The sequence below is a fragment of the Sphingomonas sanguinis genome, from assembly GCF_019297835.1.
Lineage (GTDB): Bacteria > Pseudomonadota > Alphaproteobacteria > Sphingomonadales > Sphingomonadaceae > Sphingomonas > Sphingomonas sanguinis_D.
Genome location: NZ_CP079204.1, coordinates 80,882 through 97,693, shown reverse-complemented (window position 1 = coordinate 97,693; position 16,812 = coordinate 80,882). Strand labels below are relative to the sequence as shown.

The window sequence follows — 16,812 nt, the reverse complement described above, 5'->3', positions numbered from 1 at the left end:
AAATAATATACCGGTATACCGGTCGAGGGTAAATAGCCCTACATCAATATAGGATTTCGAAAGATCACTGGAAATTTCAAACTTTGATACATAGTTGCTGGAAACATCTACCTCGTCTCCATAGCCATCGGTATAATTGCCACGATCGGGGTCGAAGCCGAAGCTGATTGTCAGTGGGCACTGGACACCCGGCGGGCATTGAGACGTTTCACAGGCTAACGTCACCTGCTTGGCATGTGCGGGAGTGGTTGTCATCAGGGCAAATATTGCTGATGCAACCGCCACCCTCAGCATGACTGGAAGGTCCTTTTCCACCCTTGGTTTGCCGGGACCAATTCATTGCGTTCGTACTGAAGAATTTCATGGGCTACGCATTTGCGATCGCCATCCTCCGGTCGTGCGCTACCCCTTTGGCCACGGGTAACGGGGCGATCATCCCGGTCCTCGTCGTCGTCGCGCGAGCTATTGCCGCTGGCATCGCAGCGACGAAAAACAGACTTGCTCCACCGGCCTCCATAGCTGCGCTTTTCATACGTCATGACGTAGCCGTCCGGACTGCACCGCTCTTCTCCGCTCTCCTGTGCCAGCGCACTCCCTGAGACGGAGCCGATGCCAACGGTCGAAGCGATAAGGACAAGGCCGTTCGCCAATGCCGATATTGATTTCATACTACCTCCATGCCCTGACCAATCGAAAACCAGGTCTTGTTGATCGGGTTAGGAGAGCAGTGCGACTTCTACATCACCCATTTGGATTAGAGAGGCTGATAGCCACCGCGGCAAAACCGGTGTCATACCCGGGGCAATCCGCCGATGCCGCAGTAGGGACTCCGCAATTTTGGCGATGACGGACAGCATGGTAAGCGTGCTTGCCACCGTTCATCCCGCCCGACCTAAATCCGGCAGGGCATGGCGCCCCATGCCACGGAGCGTGTGGATCGAACGATCCGAATGCTTTGCCGCCTCGTACAGAGCAATAACGCGAACGATCTAGGCCGGTGCCGTCGGGCCGATACCCGACAGCATCGCCACGAGATCGACCTGGCGATTGATTCCGGTCTTGCCGAAGACCGACTTGAGATGAACCCGCGCGGTATGGATCGAAATCCCGAGTGCCGTAGCCGCTGCCGCTAGCGACTTTCCGTCGATGATGAGACGGACCAGCCGCGCCTCGGCCGGCGTGAGATCGAACAGCAGCCGCAGCACGTGCATGTCAGGCATACTGGCATTGGATGCGGCAGCGATGATCAGCAGCACACCGTCGCTGTCCGCCACGTCGCGTGCGGCTCCGCGCAATGGCAGGAGATGGATCACCAGCGGCAGTTCGTTGAAGCAGAACCGCGCGGCGATCGAACGGACCTGCCGGTCGCCAAAGCCGGTCGCCAAAGCCGGTCGCCAGCTGTTCGATGAACTGGCGGTCAAGAAAAGGGTCAGCGAAACGCAGGCGATGGCGGACGGTATGGCATTGATCACCCATCCGCTTCTCGAACGGCGCATTCATCGCCTTGAGACGTCCGTCGCTCGCCACGATGGCGGCCGGAACCCCGCCAAGCGCAAGGCTCGAAACGGTCGTCTGGGCTCGCGCCGCCATGATCTGCGATGTCAGGCTGAGCGCGCGGGCGAGGTGCGGACGTACATGATCCAGTGATGCGATGGCGTGACGTGCCGCATCCTGGGTTGGATAGCCGATAATGCTGATCTGCACCACATCGTCCAGCGGACCCTGAACGACCGTCGAGGCATCGGCCATGATCCCGCGCGGACGCAGAAAGTCACGGTTGACCGGAAAGGCCTCCACCTCCTCAATGTCGTAATAGTCGGTACCGCACCGGAAGCCGGGATGCATCTCGCGCACCAAGGGTAGCGGATAGGGATCCCGATACCATTCGCCATCTATATATTCCTGCGCCATGCCCTGGTGTGCGACGTCCGCCATCCAATTGAATGCGGAGGGCGTTCGCGTGAAGACGATGGCGCCGGTGGCGCCGTGGTATCGCGCGATATCGCCGAGCAAGGTGGGCCAGCATTCGGTGACGACAGCAGTTTCGTAAATCCGGTCTAGCCATATTGGATCGACGGTCATCGACAGATGCATCCCTCGTGAGTTGGATTGCCGCCCAACGCCGATGAAAAACAAAGAGCGACGGCCCGACGATAGCCAAGATTGGATTGTTCGCTAGTGGGCGGGCAGCGTTCATAGGAGTCTCGCTCGGGTGAGGCGACGGAACCAGCCATCCGAACGCGCCCATTCCTGAACGCCAGAGAACAACCACGTTCAGCCTCCCGAAGCCTCGGGCGTCGTAGACCCGATTCATGCCCGGTGATGGGCATGGAGGGACCAGTCATGAAGGTGACGCGTATCATTGTCGCCGGCCTCGCGATCGCAACGCTGGGGCTCAGTGCAAATGCCAGTGCGCAGGAATGGGGACCGCCCCCGCCCCCGCCGCCTCCGGGCTGGGGTCCTCCGCCACCTCCCGCACCACCGCCTCCCCCTCCGCGCTGGGGTGGGTATGATGGCGGCTATGGCTGGCGCGATGCGGGCTATGGATACCGGCCCTATTACCGGCCGTATCGTCCCTATCACCGCTGCTGGACTGAATATCGCGGTTGGGAGCGGGTGCGGATTTGTCGGTGAGAAACAACGAGCGCTGGCACTCTTTCTTCCCTCTCCCCTCGCAGAGGGGAGAGGGTTGCGCAGACTTGGTCTTTGCGAAAGCAAAGGCTTAGTCGGAGCTGGGTGAGGGGTGAGGGGTGAGCGCGCACAGCGCGCGCGAGCCTTGAGGCTCGCTCAACCCCTCACCCAAGCTGCGCTAGCCAGCAGGCTGGCAAGCTCCGCTAACCCTCTCCCCTATCCAGGGGAGAAGAAAAGAGGGCAGCTATCAGCCCCGAACCGCGCCCGTCAGTCCGAGCCGAAAATATCCCGCGTGAACAGCTTGTCCGCGACATCGGCCAGTTCGGGGTCGTTGCGGTTGGCGATGATGACGTCGCTGTCCTGCTTGAACGCGCTCAGGTCGCGATAGACCTTCGAGCCGAAGAAGCTGTCCTCGGCCAGGCTGGGTTCGAAGACCACGACCTCGATGCCCTTGGCCTTGATCCGCTTCATGATGCCCTGGATCGAGGACTGGCGGAAATTGTCCGAGCCCGCCTTCATCGTCAGGCGGAAGATGCCGACGCGGCTCGGCTTCTTGGCGATGATCTGGTCGGCCAGGAAATCCTTGCGGGTGCGGTTCGCATCGACGATCGCGCGCATCAGGTTCTGCGGCACGCTGGAATAGTTGGCGAGCAGCTGCTTGGTGTCCTTGGGCAGGCAATAGCCGCCATAACCGAAGCTGGGATTGTTGTAGTGCGTGCCGATGCGCGGATCGAGGCCGATGCCGTCGATGATCTGGCGCGTGTCCATGTTCCCGGCGATCGCGTAGCTGTCCAGCTCATTGAAGAAGGCGACGCGCATCGCGAGATAGGTGTTGGCGAACAGCTTGATCGCCTCGGCCTCACGGGTGCCGGTGAACAGGACGGCAATGTCCTGCTTCTCCGCGCCCTGGACCAGCAGGTCGGCGAAGATGCGCGCGCGCTCCGACTGTTCGCCGACGATGATCCGCGACGGGTGAAGATTGTCGTAGAGCGCGCGGCCTTCGCGCAGGAATTCGGGGCTGAAGATCACCTGCTGCGTGTCCAGCCGCGTGCGGACATCGTCGACGAAGCCGACCGGGATGGTCGACTTGACGACCACGGTGGCCTCCGGCGCATGGGTCTTGGCCAGCGCGATGACCGCTTCCACCGACGAGGTGTTGAAGCTGTTGGTGTCGACGTCGTAATTGGTCGGCGTCGCGACGATCACGTAATCCGCCCCCGCCAGCGCCTCCGCCGCGTCGGTGGTCGCCGACAGGTCCAGCGTGCGGCTGGTCAGGAAATCCTGCAATTCGACATCGACGATCGGCGAGGTGCGCGCGTTGACCATCGCCACCCGCTCCGGGGAGATGTCGACGGCGACGACGCTGTTATGCTGCGCGAGCAGCACCGCGTTGGACATTCCGACATAGCCGAGGCCGAAAACAGCGATCTTCATTCTACACCCCCGGACGGGCAGGATCGTCGTCTGTCCGTCTGCTCAAGTTGCGACATTTGCACCCATGCCATGCATGACCGGTCCGGCAATCGCAAATGTTGCAGTAGCGAAGCGGGCGGGGGCGGGCGGCCAAATGTCCCATTTCGGTCCCGCCCGCATGGCGTTTGGAAGGCGGCACCGGCCCGCTCCCCCACCCGGCCTCCCACAGAGTATCCTTGATGGGAGGCCGGGTGGGGGAGCGGGCCGGTGCCGCAAAACGTGCCTCGGCACGTTTTCAAACAGCGCCTTACAGCTTCACCCGCACACCCCCGAACAGGGTGTAGCCGAACTTCTCATATTCGTACGTCCGGAACCGCTGCCCGAAATAGCGCACGCCCGGCGTGTTGGTCAGGTTCTTGCCCTCGGCGAACAGGTTGATGCCCTTCGCCAGCTGCACGCTGCCCGTCACGTCGAGCTGGCCGCGACCTTCCCAATAGAGGTCGAGCGCGGGGTTGTCGGCGTTGATCTCGTCCAGATAGTCCGAGCGCTTGGTATAGGCGACGCGGACATTGACCGGCCCGCGCTCGTAGAAGACGCTGGCGTTCCACATATGCGTCGACTGGCCGGGCAGCGCAAAGCGGCTGCGCCCGGCATAGGTCCCGTCGAAGGTCGCGCTGCCCTTGGTATAGGTATAGTTGGCGAACACGCCCAGGCCGCCCAGCACGCCCGGCAGGAAGCTCAGATGCTGCTGCCAGTTCAGCTCGACGCCGTACAGCTCGCCCTTGCGCGCATTGATCGGGCGGCTGAGGATCGCGCCGCCCACGCCGTTATACACGCCGACCGTGTTCAGCGTGTAGCGATAGTCGGACAGGTCCTTGTAGAAGCCGTTGACCGAGATCACGCCCAGCGGCCGGATGTAATATTCCAGGCCCGCATCGACATTGTTCGACAGGGTCGGCTTCAGGTCCGGGTTGCCGAACTCGACGCGCACCGTGTTGCCCTCGGACGTCTCCAGCACGCGCGGGGCGATCTGCGGGAAATTGGGCCGGTTGATCGCGCGGCTGAGCGCTCCGCGCAGGATCAGGTTCGGCGTGAAGGCCTGGCGCAGCGTCAGGTTGGGGAAGAAGTCGGCATAGCCGTTATGCCCGCGCGCCATCGTCACCGCGCCGGTGCGCGAGACGCTGGGCGCTCGGGCGTCGAAATCGGTGGTCTCGACACGAAGCCCCGCGATCAGGGTCGTGCCGTCCTTGACGTATTTGGCCATGCCGAACAGGCCGAGGATCTTCTCCTCGGCGGTATAGTCGGCGGTCAGCGACTGCGGCAGGCGGCGTTCCGAGGCGGCCTTGGTCGCGTCGAAATAGGCGTCGGCCAGCCCGGTGTCGAAGCGCTTGCCCAGATCGTAGCCGAAATTGCGCGAGTCCTGGTCGGACAACAGCCCCGCCAGGCTCTGCGAGGGCGCGGCCGAGGCGCGGCGGTCGCGGAAGCGTTCCTCGTCGGCGTTGATGTGCCGCTCGCGATATTTGCCGCCGCCCGACAGGGTGACGAAATCGCCCAGCGGCACGTCCGAACGCACCGCCAGCGTCAGCTCGTCATTCTTGGTGCTGTTCGACCGATAGGTGTTCTCGCGGAAACTGTACGTGCCGAGCTGGAGATGCTCCTTCGAGGTGAACAGCGAATAGCTGGGCAGATCGACATCGGCGAAGTCGTAGGACAAGGTCGGGCGCAGCGAGGAGCGGAACAGCAGCTCGTCACGGCGCGGATAGGTCTGCGAGCTTTCGCTATAGGCCACGTCCGCGCGGATCGTGCCCTCGCCCAGTCGCTGCTCGATCCCGGCGGTCGCCGACCAGATCTCGTTCACCTGCTCGCGGTGGCGAACCTGCTTTTCGATACGGGTGTTGCGGTACGTCGCGGCGCGGTCGGTCGATCCGGCCTGCAACGTGCCCTCGCTCCAGAGGATACCGATGCGGTCGCGAAACTCGTTATCCTCGAACCGGGCATAGGTGCCGCGCACCCAGGCATGGGTCTGGTCCGACGGGCGCCATTCGAACGCGCCCGTGCCCGCGATACGCTGGCGCTTGGTCACGTAATCCTTGAACAGCGTCTCGGTGACGCGCAGGCCCGCGGGCGTCTGGCTCCAGGTGTTCTCGACATTGTCGGGCTGGCGATGGGTCATCGAATAGCTGCCCGAGAGCAGCAGGCCGAACTGGCGGTCGGGGCCGAAGGTGTCGCTGACCGCGGCCGATCCGCGATAGTCGCTGCCCTTGCCATACTGGTTGTAGCTGGTCCCCGCCATGCCGGTCAGCGCGAAGCCCTTGCGGTCGAAGGGCGAGCGGGTGGTGATGTTGACCGCGCCCGCGATCGAGTCGGCGTCCTGATAGGGGAGCAGCGACTTGGTCACTTCCAGATTGGCGACGATGTCGGAGGGCAGCGTGTCGAGGTCGACCGCGCGCGTCGTCGGATCGACCGAGGGGATCTGGATGCCGTCGACCGAAACGGCGGTCCACTCGCTGGGCGCGCCGCGCACGTTGATATAGCGGCCCTCGCCCTGGTCGCGCTCGATGCCGACGCCGGGAGCGCGTTGCAGCGCCTCGGCGATGTTGGGATCGGGGAAGCGGCCGATCGCGTCGGACGAGATGATGGTGACGGTGTTGTCGGCGGTCCGCTGCTGGTTGAGGGCGCGGGCAGTGTTGTCGAGCAGCGAGGCGCCGGTGACGACGATGTCGCCCGGCTCGCCGCTGGCGGCGGGCAGGGTCAGCGAGACCGGGCGGCCCCGCTCCGCCGCAGGCACGACGCGGGTGACGGTGGGACGGCCGAGATAGTCGACCAGCAGGGTGATGTCGCCCGGCGTCTCGGGCGTGATGATGCTGAATTCGCCCTGGAGATTGGTGGTCGCCTGCGCGCCCGTTCCCTCGACCACCACGCGCGCGCCAGGCAGCGCGACGCCGGTCGCGTCATAGATGCGCCCCGACAGGATCGGCCCCGCCGCGGGCACACCCGCGGTCGCGGCATCCGCATCCACGCTCATGGCGAATGCGGGGCTCGCGGCAAAGCCCAATGCGATCAGAGAGGCCCCCGCGAGACCGCGGAAGCCGGAACGGACGACGTGCATGATGTTCCCCTTGGGCGCTTGGTCGTGCCGACACCCCCCGGCGCCGGTCGTTCCCGCCCCCGTGGCGGGGCATTGTTACGGTGCGATGTTAGGACGATGACGGGTTGATGACGGGGGCTTCACAATCGATTTCCGAGGCAGCCTCGCCAAAAGCTAATTCCTCCCCTGCAAGGGGAGGTGGCAGCGCGAAGCGCTGTCGGAGGGGTGTCACCCGTTGCGAGGTTCCGTTGCCTCTCCAGCCGGGACACCCCTCCGTCGCGCTGCGCGCGCCACCTCCCCTTCCAGGGGAGGAATGACGGTCACGCCTTGGTCAGATACATGGCGCGCAGCTTGGCGATCTTGCCCCCATCCAGACCCAGTTCGTCGCGCAAATACCCCATCGTCCCACCGGGATGGCGGTCGGTCACCGCGAACACCGCGTCGATATAGCGCCGGTCGACCCCGGCGAAGGTCCGCGCGGCCTCCGGCGACAGCTTCGCCCAGAAGCCGGTCGGGTGCGCAGGGCTGGGCGCCATATGCTGGTTGGACAGCAGATAGTCGTCGACGATCGTCGCCCTCGGCACGCCCAGCGCGGTCAGCAGCAGCCCGGCCGCGACGCCGGTGCGGTCCTTGCCCGCAGTGCAGTGGAAGGCGAGCGGCACGTCGCCCGCCAGCAGCTCGGCGAACATGCGGCGGTACTGGCCGTTGAACTGGTCGAGCAGCTTGGGATAGGTCGCGGTCATCGCCGTGACCACCTGTTCATGGGTCCAGGTCGACGGATCGCCGGGGATCTTCATCGCGCTCATGTCGAGCGCATAATCGTCGCTCAGCACCTTCGGCCTCTGCCCGGCGGGCCAGAGCGTCGGCTCGGTCGTGCGCTCGCGCGTGTCGCGAAAGTCGCAGACGGTGCGGATGCCCAGCTTTTGCAGCGTCACGTAATCCGCCGGCGTCAGGTCGTGCATCTGGCCCGAGCGATAGAGCAGCCCCCATTTCACCGTCCGGCCGTCAACCGTGCGATAGCCGCCCAGATCGCGGAAATTCCGCCCGCCCTGAAGCGGCAGGACGCGGTTATGGGCGGCCACGGGGGTGCCCGTGGGGAGGGGGGCCGAAGCCCCCACCCCCGCCGGAACCGCGACCAGCAGCGCGAGGGCGATCGTCCCGCGCATCAGAACTTCACCGTCGCTTCCAGGCCATAGGTGCGCGGCTCGTTGAAGAAACCCGACACGCCGGTCAGCGTGTTCAGCCCCTTGTAGAACATATGCTGCTCGTTCAGCAGGTTGCGCGCCCAGACCGAGATGCTCAGCCGCGCGCCCGTCCCGTTCAGCGCGATGTCGGTCACGCCGATCCGGCCGTTGACGACGAAGCCCGGATCGCCCTTGGGCTGGCTGACGCCGGGCGCGGGGTCGTTGTAATTGGCATAGAAGCCGCTGTCGTAATTGGCATCGAGATGCGCGACCAGGCTATAGTCACCCATCGGCCGGTCATAGTCGATCGATCCGCTGGCGGCGTGCGCCGGGGTATAGACCGGGTAGATCTTGATCGGCGTCGTCACGATCACGCCGGTCGCCCCTTGCGGGAAGGGGTTGACCGTCGCCGGGATGGTCACGTCATTATAGGAATAGCTGGCGCCCAGCGTCAGCCCGGTCATCGGCGCGAAGGTCAGCTCCGCCTCGATCCCCTTGGCGCGGCCGGTGCCCGGCGCGTTGGTCGTCTCGATGGTGGTGCGGTTGGTCTGGAGCAGATTGCCCTGCGCGTCGACCTGCAGGTAATTCGCCTGGAAGTCGATCTGGATCGCCTTGTACGCGCCGGTATAGGCGGCCAGGTTCAGGCGGGCGCGGTGGTCGAGAAACTCGCTCTTGGCGCCGATCTCGAACATCGACAGCGTTTCGGGGTTGAACGGCGCATAGCGCAGCGAGCGCGAATTGGCGCCGCCCGACTTATACCCCTCCGACCATTTGCCATAGACATGCACGTCGCGCGTCACGTCATAGGCGAGCGTCAGCAGCGGGTCGACGCGCGACCAGGCGGCGTCCAGCTGGCGCGGGCCCACCACGCCATCGACATTGGGCGTCTTGCCGTTCACGATGAACAGCTCGCCATGCTTCATGTCGCGGGTGTAGCGCGCGCCGCCCGTGACGTGCAGCCGGTCGTCCAGGATCGCCGGGGTCCAGGTCGCCTGGCCAAACACGCCGATGCTTCGCGTCGTGATCCGGCTCGCGCGGTCGAAGGGGACGGTCGCGATGTTGTAGGTGGCGACGGTCGCGGCGGTGCCGTCGGCGTTCCACGTCATCGTGTTGAACGCCTGGGCATTGTCGGTGGTATGCTCGCGATAGGCCATGGCGCCCGCGACATATTTCAGGCGCGGCGTATCGCCGATCAGCTGGATTTCCTGGCTGAACTGGTTCTGCGCAAAGCCCGCCAGGCTGTAGCGGCTGAAGCTGCCGTTCGGCTTGAAGGTGGTGCTGTTCTGGCCGCCATTGTCATACTGGCTCTGGTCCAGCTCGCGATACGCGGTGATCGACTTGAGCTGAAGGCCGGGCGCGAGGTCGAGGCCCAAAGTCAGGCGATGGCCGTGAGTCTTTCCGATGCTCTCCTGCTGCGGCACGCCGATGCTGGCGCGGCGCACCCGGTTCGGCTGGAGCGGCAAAGCGGGCGCGCGGGTCAGCGTGCCGTTGGTGATCGTCTGGAGATAGAGCGGGGTCGAGGCGTCGTAGGAGGTGTCGAACGCATAGTCGGCGCTGACCCCGCTTTCGGGCTTCCACAGCACCTCGACATGCGCGCCGTGCCGGTCGAAGCCGTTGAAATCGGCCTGTCCGGGCAGCGGGTTGACGACCAGCCCGTCGCGCTTGGTGACGATGCCGTCCAGTTTGACGCTGAAATTATGCCATTCGGGCAGGTTGAGATGCGCCTCGGCCTTGTGGCTGCCGAAATTGCCAATGCCTGCGGTCGCGGTTAGGCCGAACTCACCGGTCGGCTTCTTCGTGACGATGCTGACCGCGCCGCCCTCGGTATTGCGGCCGAACAGCGTGCCCTGCGGGCCTTTCAACACCTCGATGCTCTCGATGTCATAGAGCGCGGTGCCCAGCCCCTGCGCACGGCCCAGATACACGCCGTCGATATAGACGCCGACGCCCTGGTCACGCGCGGGCTGGTTGCTGTCGGCCAGCACGCCGATGCCGCGAATGTTCATGATGAGCGCCGAGTTGCGCGAATAGAAGGGCGCCACGCGGAGCGACGGGATCGCGCCGTCCTGCAGGTCGACCAGCGACTGGACGTGACGGTTCTGAAGGTCCTCGGCCGAGAGGACCGAGATCGCGATCGGTGTCTTCTGCAGGCTTTGGGGCCGCTTCTCGGCGGTGACGATGACCTCATTCAGCGCGCCCTCGGCATTGGTCTTCTGGTCGTCGGCCGCGGCGGTCTTGGCCGGTTCGGCCGTGGGCTCGGGATCGGCCGCAAAGGCGGGCGTGGCGATCAGAAGAGCGAGCGCGCTGGACGCAAAGAGGCGCCCCGCAAAACGCGGGTTGAACGAGATCATGCTATGGATTCCCCCCAAAGGATTATGCGGCCGTCCCTTGGTGCCGGATCATTGCGGCTTGATGACGATGTGGGGGGATGATGTGGTTTTTATGATGACAAGGGTGTCATCATGGGCTTTTGAGATGTCGCGGCTTCGCCATCTCCACATCGCTTCAATGCTTGGTCAGGAGCGCCCCATCCGGGTCGAGCAATGCCAGTTCAGCCCCCTCCCCGTCCCCGCCTGCCCGGTGCCAGCGCCACAGGACCAGCGCGGTTCCGCCCGGATTCTGCGCCGAGGGGACCAGCGCGCCCTCCGCACCCATCTCGATCAGTGATGCCGCCAGCGTCCAGCTTGGCGGGATGCCCCCTTGGATTTCGGCGATGTGTTTCCAGGGGGCGGCCATGGCCTGCGCCACCCCATCATCGGCCGGATGCCCCTGCCCGTCGGTCAGGTCGGCGATCGCCGTCGCCTCCAGGCGGTAGGGCGCCAGCGTGCCGGGCTTGGCGAGGCCCTGGTAGAATTCGGCGATGGCGGTGGCGTGGTCGGTGCCCAGATACAGCGCCGCCTGTCCCGGCGCGTTCCAGCGTCCGCCATGACGCCGCGCCCCCTCCCCCGACAGGGGATCGCGCTGATAGCGGATCGTCAGCATCCGCCAGAGCGGACAGGACAGCGCGCGCAGAGGATAGGTCATGCGCCGCCCCTTGCCGAATCAGGAATAGACACCCTCGGCCATGCGATCCAGGTCGCCGAGGACCAGCGCGGCATGGCCTTCCTCGACCAGCTGTTCGGGGGTCTTGCCGAAACCGGGCAGCGGCTGGTGGCGGAACCAGATGATCGCGCGGCCCTCGTCGCCCGACAGTTCGGCCGCGCGGGTGATGATGCGGGCGATCTCGCCCAGCCGTGCCTGGACCGCCGGACTGCCCGGCTTGGCGGCCATGGTGTTGCGGTTGACCTGCGCCAGCTTGGCCAGCCGGGTCAGCGGCAGGCGCAACCGCTCGGCCATGCGGCGCGGGGCGATCATGTCGTGATCGCGGATATCGTCCAGAAAGGCGGCGATCATCGGCTCACTCCCGGCATGCAAACATCGTGCTCATCATATGCCTGTTTTTTGCACGATCTTCAAGGCTGCCCTCGATCAGGGAGCTATTAGGCCCATGGCGGATTGATCCAGGTCACATTATCCCGGCGTCCCCCAACGACCGGAGAGGACGAATGAACGGGAGCAGGGTTTGAAGGAAGCGATCGGCTTTTCCAGCGAGGGCATGGATCCGGACCTCGCCTTTGCGCGCTATCGCCAGCTCTATGCGCAGGGCGCCGATGTCGAGCGGCTCGACGGGCCGTTCAGCGCCCGCGTCACCGGCTGGCGATTTCGCCACATGCTGCTGTTCGACCGGCATCTGTCGGGCATGGCCCATGCCCGCGAGGAACGGGTGACGAGCGACGGCTTCGACCATATCCTGCTCCACCATGTCGTGTCGGGCACGCTGATCGGCCAGGGGCGCAGCGGCTTCGACCGGGCGGGGCCGGGGGATATTGTCTTCCTCGACACGCGGCGCGGCCACCGGACCGAGGCGCACGACCTGCACCTCATCACCGCCAGCATCGCGCGCGATCTTGCGCTGGCGGCACTGGGGAGCCTGGGCGCGCTGCACGGGCTGGTCGTCCATGCGCCCGACACGCTGATCCTGGGCGAATTCCTGCAGATGCTGGTCCGCCACGCCCCGACGCTGGACGACCGGCATGACGGGGCGTTCGCGCGCGCGCTGATCGAGCTGCTGCCGACCGCGCTGGGCGGCCCGCGCGACCTGGGGGTGGAGGCGCGGCGGCAGGACCATCTGCGGCGCGAGGCAGTCGAGCAGCTGATCGATCGCGAGATCGCCAACCGCCAGCTCACCGGCGCCGCGATCGCCGAGCGGGTCGGCGTGTCGCGTGCGACGCTCTACCGGCTGTACGAGCGGACCGGCGGGGTGGCGGGCCATGTCCGCCGACGCCGCATCGATGCGGTCCGCCGCGCGCTGGAGCAGCCGGGAGAGCCGGATCTCGCGGCGCTGGCACAGGCCTACGGGCTGGGCAGCGCGGCCGCGCTGGTCCGCGCCTTTCAGGCGGATCAGGGCATCGACCCCGCCGCCTATCGCGCCCGCGTCCGCGAGGATCGCGGCGACCCCGTGGAGACGGGCACCCGCCGGTGGAACGGGTGGATGCAGGAGCTGGATTGAGGGCCACCCCTTCCTTCCCCTATAGGGGAGGAAGGGAGATACGCCGCCCGGCCACCCAGGCCGCACCGCAGCCCAGCAGGCAGGTCGCGCCCAGCACCCGGCCGATCGCCTCGGCCAGCCCGGTCGGCCCGGCGATCGCCTGGCTCGCCAGTCCGACGGCCCAGGGACCCAACGCGGTGCCGAGCAGCGTCACCAGCGTCAGGAAGATCGCCGTCCCCTCGACCCGGAGCGAAGGCGGGATACGCGCCTGAAGCCCGATCATCGCGTTGGCGAGCGCGATCGACAGGCCGACCACGGCGACCACCAGCGCCGCGACCGCAACCGCCAGACTATCCGTCCGGGTCAGCGGCCACAGTGCCACCGTACAGAGCGCCAGCCCGGCCAGCATCAGCACCGGCGCGCCCTCCTGCCCCCGGCGATCGGCGAGCGCTCCGCCCACCGCATGGCCCCCCGCCCCCGCCAGCATCATCGCGATCCCGACCTGAAAGCCCGCCTGGGGCGGGGTGAGCGCATGCATCCGGATGAGCAGGCTGGCCGACCAGCTGGTCAGCGATTGCAGGACCAGCACCGCGCACAGCGCCGACAGGATATGCGGCGCCAGCATCGCCCGGTCGGCGACCATGTGGCGCAGCGCTGCACCCATCCGCCCGCGCCGGTCCTCGCACAGCGCGACAGGCTCGGCGATCCGCCAGACGACGAGCGCGAGCGGCAGGCCGAACAGCCCGGCACTCGCAAAGGTCAGCCGCCACGGTGCGACCGGCAGCGCCATCAGGGTGAAGAGCGCCAGCAGCCCCCCGCCCCCGACCATCGCCAGCCCGCGCCCCAGCGACGCGCCCCCGGTGAACAGGCTGATCCCCCGCCCACGATGGCCGGGCACCATGGCGGCGACGATCAGCCCCATGGCGGCGGGCACGACCGCGGCCTGCGCCAGCCCCAGCAGCATCCGCGCGGGGATCAGAAGGTCGACCGATCCGGCGAACGCCGACATAGTCGTCGCCACGCTCGACCCGATCAGCGCCAGCGCCAGCAGCCGGGCGAGCGGCCAGCGCCGCGCTAGCAGGATCATCGGCACCACTGCGGCCCCGTTGACGAAGGCGAAGGCCGGTCCCTGCAACGCCCCGATCGCGGCGTCGCCCAGCCCCAGATCGGCCTTGATCGGCTCTATCAGGATCGACAGCAGGAAACGGTCGCCCACCGCCAGCATATGGACCAGCGCCATCAGCCCCGCGATGCGATAACCCCGTGGCGGGAGCGAGAGCGGCACTGGGTTCCTTTCGATGAATCCCTCTCCCCTGGACAGGGAAGAGGGTTAGCGGAGCTTGCCAGCCTGCTGGCTAGCGCAGCTTGGGTGAGGGGTCGAGCGAGCCAAAGGCTCGCGCTCGCCTACGCGAGCGATCACCCCTCACCCAGCTCCGACTAGGCCTTTGCCTTCGCAAAGACCAAGTCTGCGCAACCCTCTCCCCTCAGCGAGGGGAGAGGGAGAAGGGTCTCAGAACGGGGCTTGCGATGGCGGATAGACGGGCGCGGCGGGCCGGGGGAGGCCGATCCGCAGGGCCTCGGGCGGGCATGGCCGTTGCAGCGCGGCGATGTCCTCGATCGACCCGTGCAGCCAGCGTTCGCGATCCGCAGCCGCGATAATCATCGGCATGGGTGAACGGTCATCCCCCTCGCATTCGACCAGCGCGAAGCAGCGCGCGTCGCCGCTCTCGCGCCACAGCCCCGCCACGGTGAAGACCGGCTCTTCGGCCAGCGCGAACCAGGTCGCACGCCGGTCGCGGCCGGGCTGCTCCGATGCGGCAAGGGTGCAGGCGGTCAGCGGGATCAGGCAGCGCTGCACCGGACGCTCGGCCAGCCGACGCCACCAGGGCAGCGACAGACCGGGGATGCGGGTGGTCGCCTCGCGCCCCTCGCCAATCCCCCAGCGCTGGGTGTCCAGCCCGTCTCCCTCGGCCGTATGGCGGATGACGAAGGCGGGATGGCCCGCCCGCAAATCGGTCAGCTGCTCCCAGGTGCCCCAGGAGGCCCGCGCGGTCCATGCGATGGCGAATTCCGCGCACAGCGCCTCGGCCGTGCGGTCGAGCGTCGCGCGATCCCCCGTAGACACGTGCCAGATCGGCTCCATCATCGTCATGCCCCCACCGCGTAGTCCGTCCGCCGGATCGAACGGCATGGCATGGAAAGGGCACGAGGCAGGGCGAGCAAGATCGGCCTTTGACGCTGGATACGGGATACTGGGTGAGACGAACGACATGGTTGGGACACGCCATCCGCCTCGATTTCGGTCTGTAGGTCAATCATTTGGCACTGCCCATGGGGCAAGCCGCCCCGTCTCACCGTTGAGACGATCCGGGGAGGAACTTTCGGAGGCTATGGAGATGCCCCTTCTTACCCTCTCCCCTGGACAGGGGAGAGGGTAAGCGGAGCTTGCCAGCGTGCTGGCTAGCGCAGCTTGGGTGAGGGGTCGAGCGAGCCTCTGGCTCGCGCGCGCCCTGCGCGCCCACCCCTCACCCAGCTCCGACTAGGCCTTTGCTTTCGCAAAGACCAAGTGTGCGCAACCCTCTCCCCTCAAAGAGGGGCGAGGGAAAGGTCGGCCCCGATCGCCTCCGCCGCCAGCCCGCGTATATCGACCCGCGCCTTCAACCGCGCACAGAGCAGCGCGGTGCCGCTGATCTTGCGCTGGACGAACAGCGTCTCGACATGGGGGACATGCCAGGTGTCGCGGTCGGCGATCATCGCCTTCGTCTCCTCGCGCACCACCGGCACGAAGGCGCGGTCGCCGAAGTCGAAGGGGCCGGGCCTCGCCATGGTGTCGTCGATCGCGGCGATGATCCGGTCGACCGCCGGACGGTGCGCGGCGACGGCTTTCTCGCCCAGAAAACCCGTCTCCACCGCGATCTCGCGGATGCGGTCACGATCATGCGCGAGGCCCGCCTCGATCAACCGGCGATAGGAGGCGGCGGTCTCGGACGGCACGTCGCGCGCCGCGCCGAAGTCGAGCAGGACGAGGCGGCCCGTCTCGGCCTGCCAACGATAATTGGCGAAGTTGGGATCGGTCTGCATCATGCCGAAGTCGAACAATTCCCGCAGCACTAGCTCGATCAGCGCGGTCATCGCGGTGTCGCGCGTCTCCTGGGGCGCTTCGGCCAGCATATCGATCGACTGGCCCGGCACGAAGTCCATCGCCAGCAGCAAGGGCGTGGTCAGCGCGCGCTCCGGCCGGGGCACGACATAGCGCGGATCGCCCGCCAGCCGGTCGCCATAAGCCTCCATGCGGTCGGCCTCGCGAAGATAATCCGCCTCCTCGGCCAGCTGGCGCTTGGCTTCCTCGAGCAATGGCTTGAGATCGATCGAGGGCGGGATCAGGTTCGACACGCGCAACAGGGTCGCGACATTGTCGACGTCCGAGTCGATGCTGCCCTGCACCCCCGGATATTGCACCTTGATCGCCAGCACCCGGCCATCGGGCAGGGTCGCGCGGTGGACTTGCCCGATCGAGGCGGCCGCCATGGGGGCGGCCTCGAAATGGCGGAATTTGCGTCGCCAGTCGCCGCCCCACTGCGCCTTGAGCACCTTGTCGAGCTGCGCGGGCGGCATCCGGTAGGCCTGGTCGCGCAGCCGCGCAAGGATGGTTTGAAGCTCGGGCGGCAACAGGTCGCCCGCATCCATCGAGATCATCTGGCCCAGCTTCATCGCCGCGCCGCGCAGGTGCGATAGCCGGTCAGCGACGCGCGCGGCATTGCCCGGCGTCAGGATCAGGTCGCCCAGCTTGGGCCGCTCGCCGCTCGCCAGCCGGCGCGCGCCCTCGGCCAGCATCCCGCCCGCGACCCCGCCCGCCAGCCGCCCGAACGCGCCCGCACGGGCGAAGCGGCCGCTGGGGACGGCACGGTGGGTGACACGGCCGGGCTTGTCGTCGTCATTTGCCATGCCCGGCATAGCGGCGGGGCTGT

Annotated in this window: 12 protein-coding genes; 1 reads left to right on the top strand and 11 read right to left on the bottom strand. The window is 66.5% G+C overall.

The genetic code is table 11. The features are described from left to right. Positions 1-989: 989 nt before the first annotated feature. From KV697_RS20015 to KV697_RS19980, 8 genes are all read right to left on the bottom strand, one after another. A complete protein-coding gene (locus KV697_RS20015; RefSeq protein ID WP_219021571.1) occupies positions 990-1,256 on the bottom strand; it encodes a helix-turn-helix transcriptional regulator in 267 nt (88 codons plus the stop codon). Beyond that, on the bottom strand, positions 1,213-2,082 hold the full coding sequence (locus KV697_RS20010; protein ID WP_219021570.1) for a hypothetical protein: 870 nt from the start codon (positions 2,080-2,082) through the stop codon (positions 1,213-1,215). The genes KV697_RS20015 and KV697_RS20010 overlap by 44 nt, the downstream gene beginning before the upstream one ends. 816 nt (positions 2,083-2,898) lie before the next feature. Next, positions 2,899-4,065, bottom strand: a complete 1,167-nt coding sequence (locus KV697_RS20005; RefSeq protein ID WP_219021569.1) for a nucleotide sugar dehydrogenase — start codon at positions 4,063-4,065, stop codon at positions 2,899-2,901. Positions 4,066-4,351: 286 nt separating this feature from the next. Next, positions 4,352-7,069: a TonB-dependent receptor gene (locus KV697_RS20000; RefSeq protein ID WP_219021568.1), complete on the bottom strand. Its 2,718-nt coding sequence runs from the start codon at positions 7,067-7,069 to the stop codon at positions 4,352-4,354. A gap of 383 nt (positions 7,070-7,452) precedes the next feature. Next, positions 7,453-8,298 (bottom strand): tyrosine-protein phosphatase, encoded by an 846-nt coding sequence (locus KV697_RS19995; RefSeq protein WP_219021567.1) that lies wholly within the window; start codon positions 8,296-8,298, stop codon positions 7,453-7,455. After that, positions 8,298-10,667 (bottom strand): TonB-dependent receptor, encoded by a 2,370-nt coding sequence (locus tag KV697_RS19990; protein ID WP_219021566.1) that lies wholly within the window; start codon positions 10,665-10,667, stop codon positions 8,298-8,300. The genes KV697_RS19995 and KV697_RS19990 overlap by 1 nt, the downstream gene beginning before the upstream one ends. A 154-nt stretch (positions 10,668-10,821) precedes the next feature. After that, the gene (locus KV697_RS19985) at positions 10,822-11,340 is read right to left on the bottom strand and encodes an RES family NAD+ phosphorylase (protein ID WP_219021565.1); all 519 of its coding nucleotides are present in this window, start codon (positions 11,338-11,340) and stop codon (positions 10,822-10,824) included. An 18-nt stretch (positions 11,341-11,358) separates the two neighbouring features. Next, the gene (locus KV697_RS19980) at positions 11,359-11,709 is read right to left on the bottom strand and encodes an antitoxin Xre/MbcA/ParS toxin-binding domain-containing protein (protein WP_219021564.1); all 351 of its coding nucleotides are present in this window, start codon (positions 11,707-11,709) and stop codon (positions 11,359-11,361) included. A 169-nt stretch (positions 11,710-11,878) separates the two neighbouring features. Between KV697_RS19980 and KV697_RS19975 the strand changes: the two genes are divergently transcribed. Then, entirely contained in the window at positions 11,879-12,865 is a 987-nt protein-coding gene (locus tag KV697_RS19975) for a helix-turn-helix domain-containing protein (RefSeq protein WP_219021563.1), read from the top strand. Between the two features lie 19 nt (positions 12,866-12,884). Here the strand turns inward: KV697_RS19975 and KV697_RS19970 are convergent, their stop codons facing one another. The 3 genes from KV697_RS19970 to KV697_RS19960 all read right to left on the bottom strand — a co-directional run bounded on the left by KV697_RS19970 (position 12,885) and on the right by KV697_RS19960 (position 16,789). Further along, the gene (locus tag KV697_RS19970; protein WP_219021562.1) at positions 12,885-14,129 is read right to left on the bottom strand and encodes an MFS transporter; all 1,245 of its coding nucleotides are present in this window, start codon (positions 14,127-14,129) and stop codon (positions 12,885-12,887) included. Positions 14,130-14,354: 225 nt separating this feature from the next. Next, positions 14,355-15,035 carry an SOS response-associated peptidase gene (locus tag KV697_RS19965; protein ID WP_219021561.1) on the bottom strand — a complete coding sequence of 227 codons (681 nt, stop codon included), beginning with the start codon at positions 15,033-15,035 and terminating at the stop codon, positions 14,355-14,357. Between the two features lie 395 nt (positions 15,036-15,430). Continuing rightward, positions 15,431-16,789: an ABC1 kinase family protein gene (locus KV697_RS19960; protein ID WP_219021560.1), complete on the bottom strand. Its 1,359-nt coding sequence runs from the start codon at positions 16,787-16,789 to the stop codon at positions 15,431-15,433. Positions 16,790-16,812: the final 23 nt, after the last annotated feature.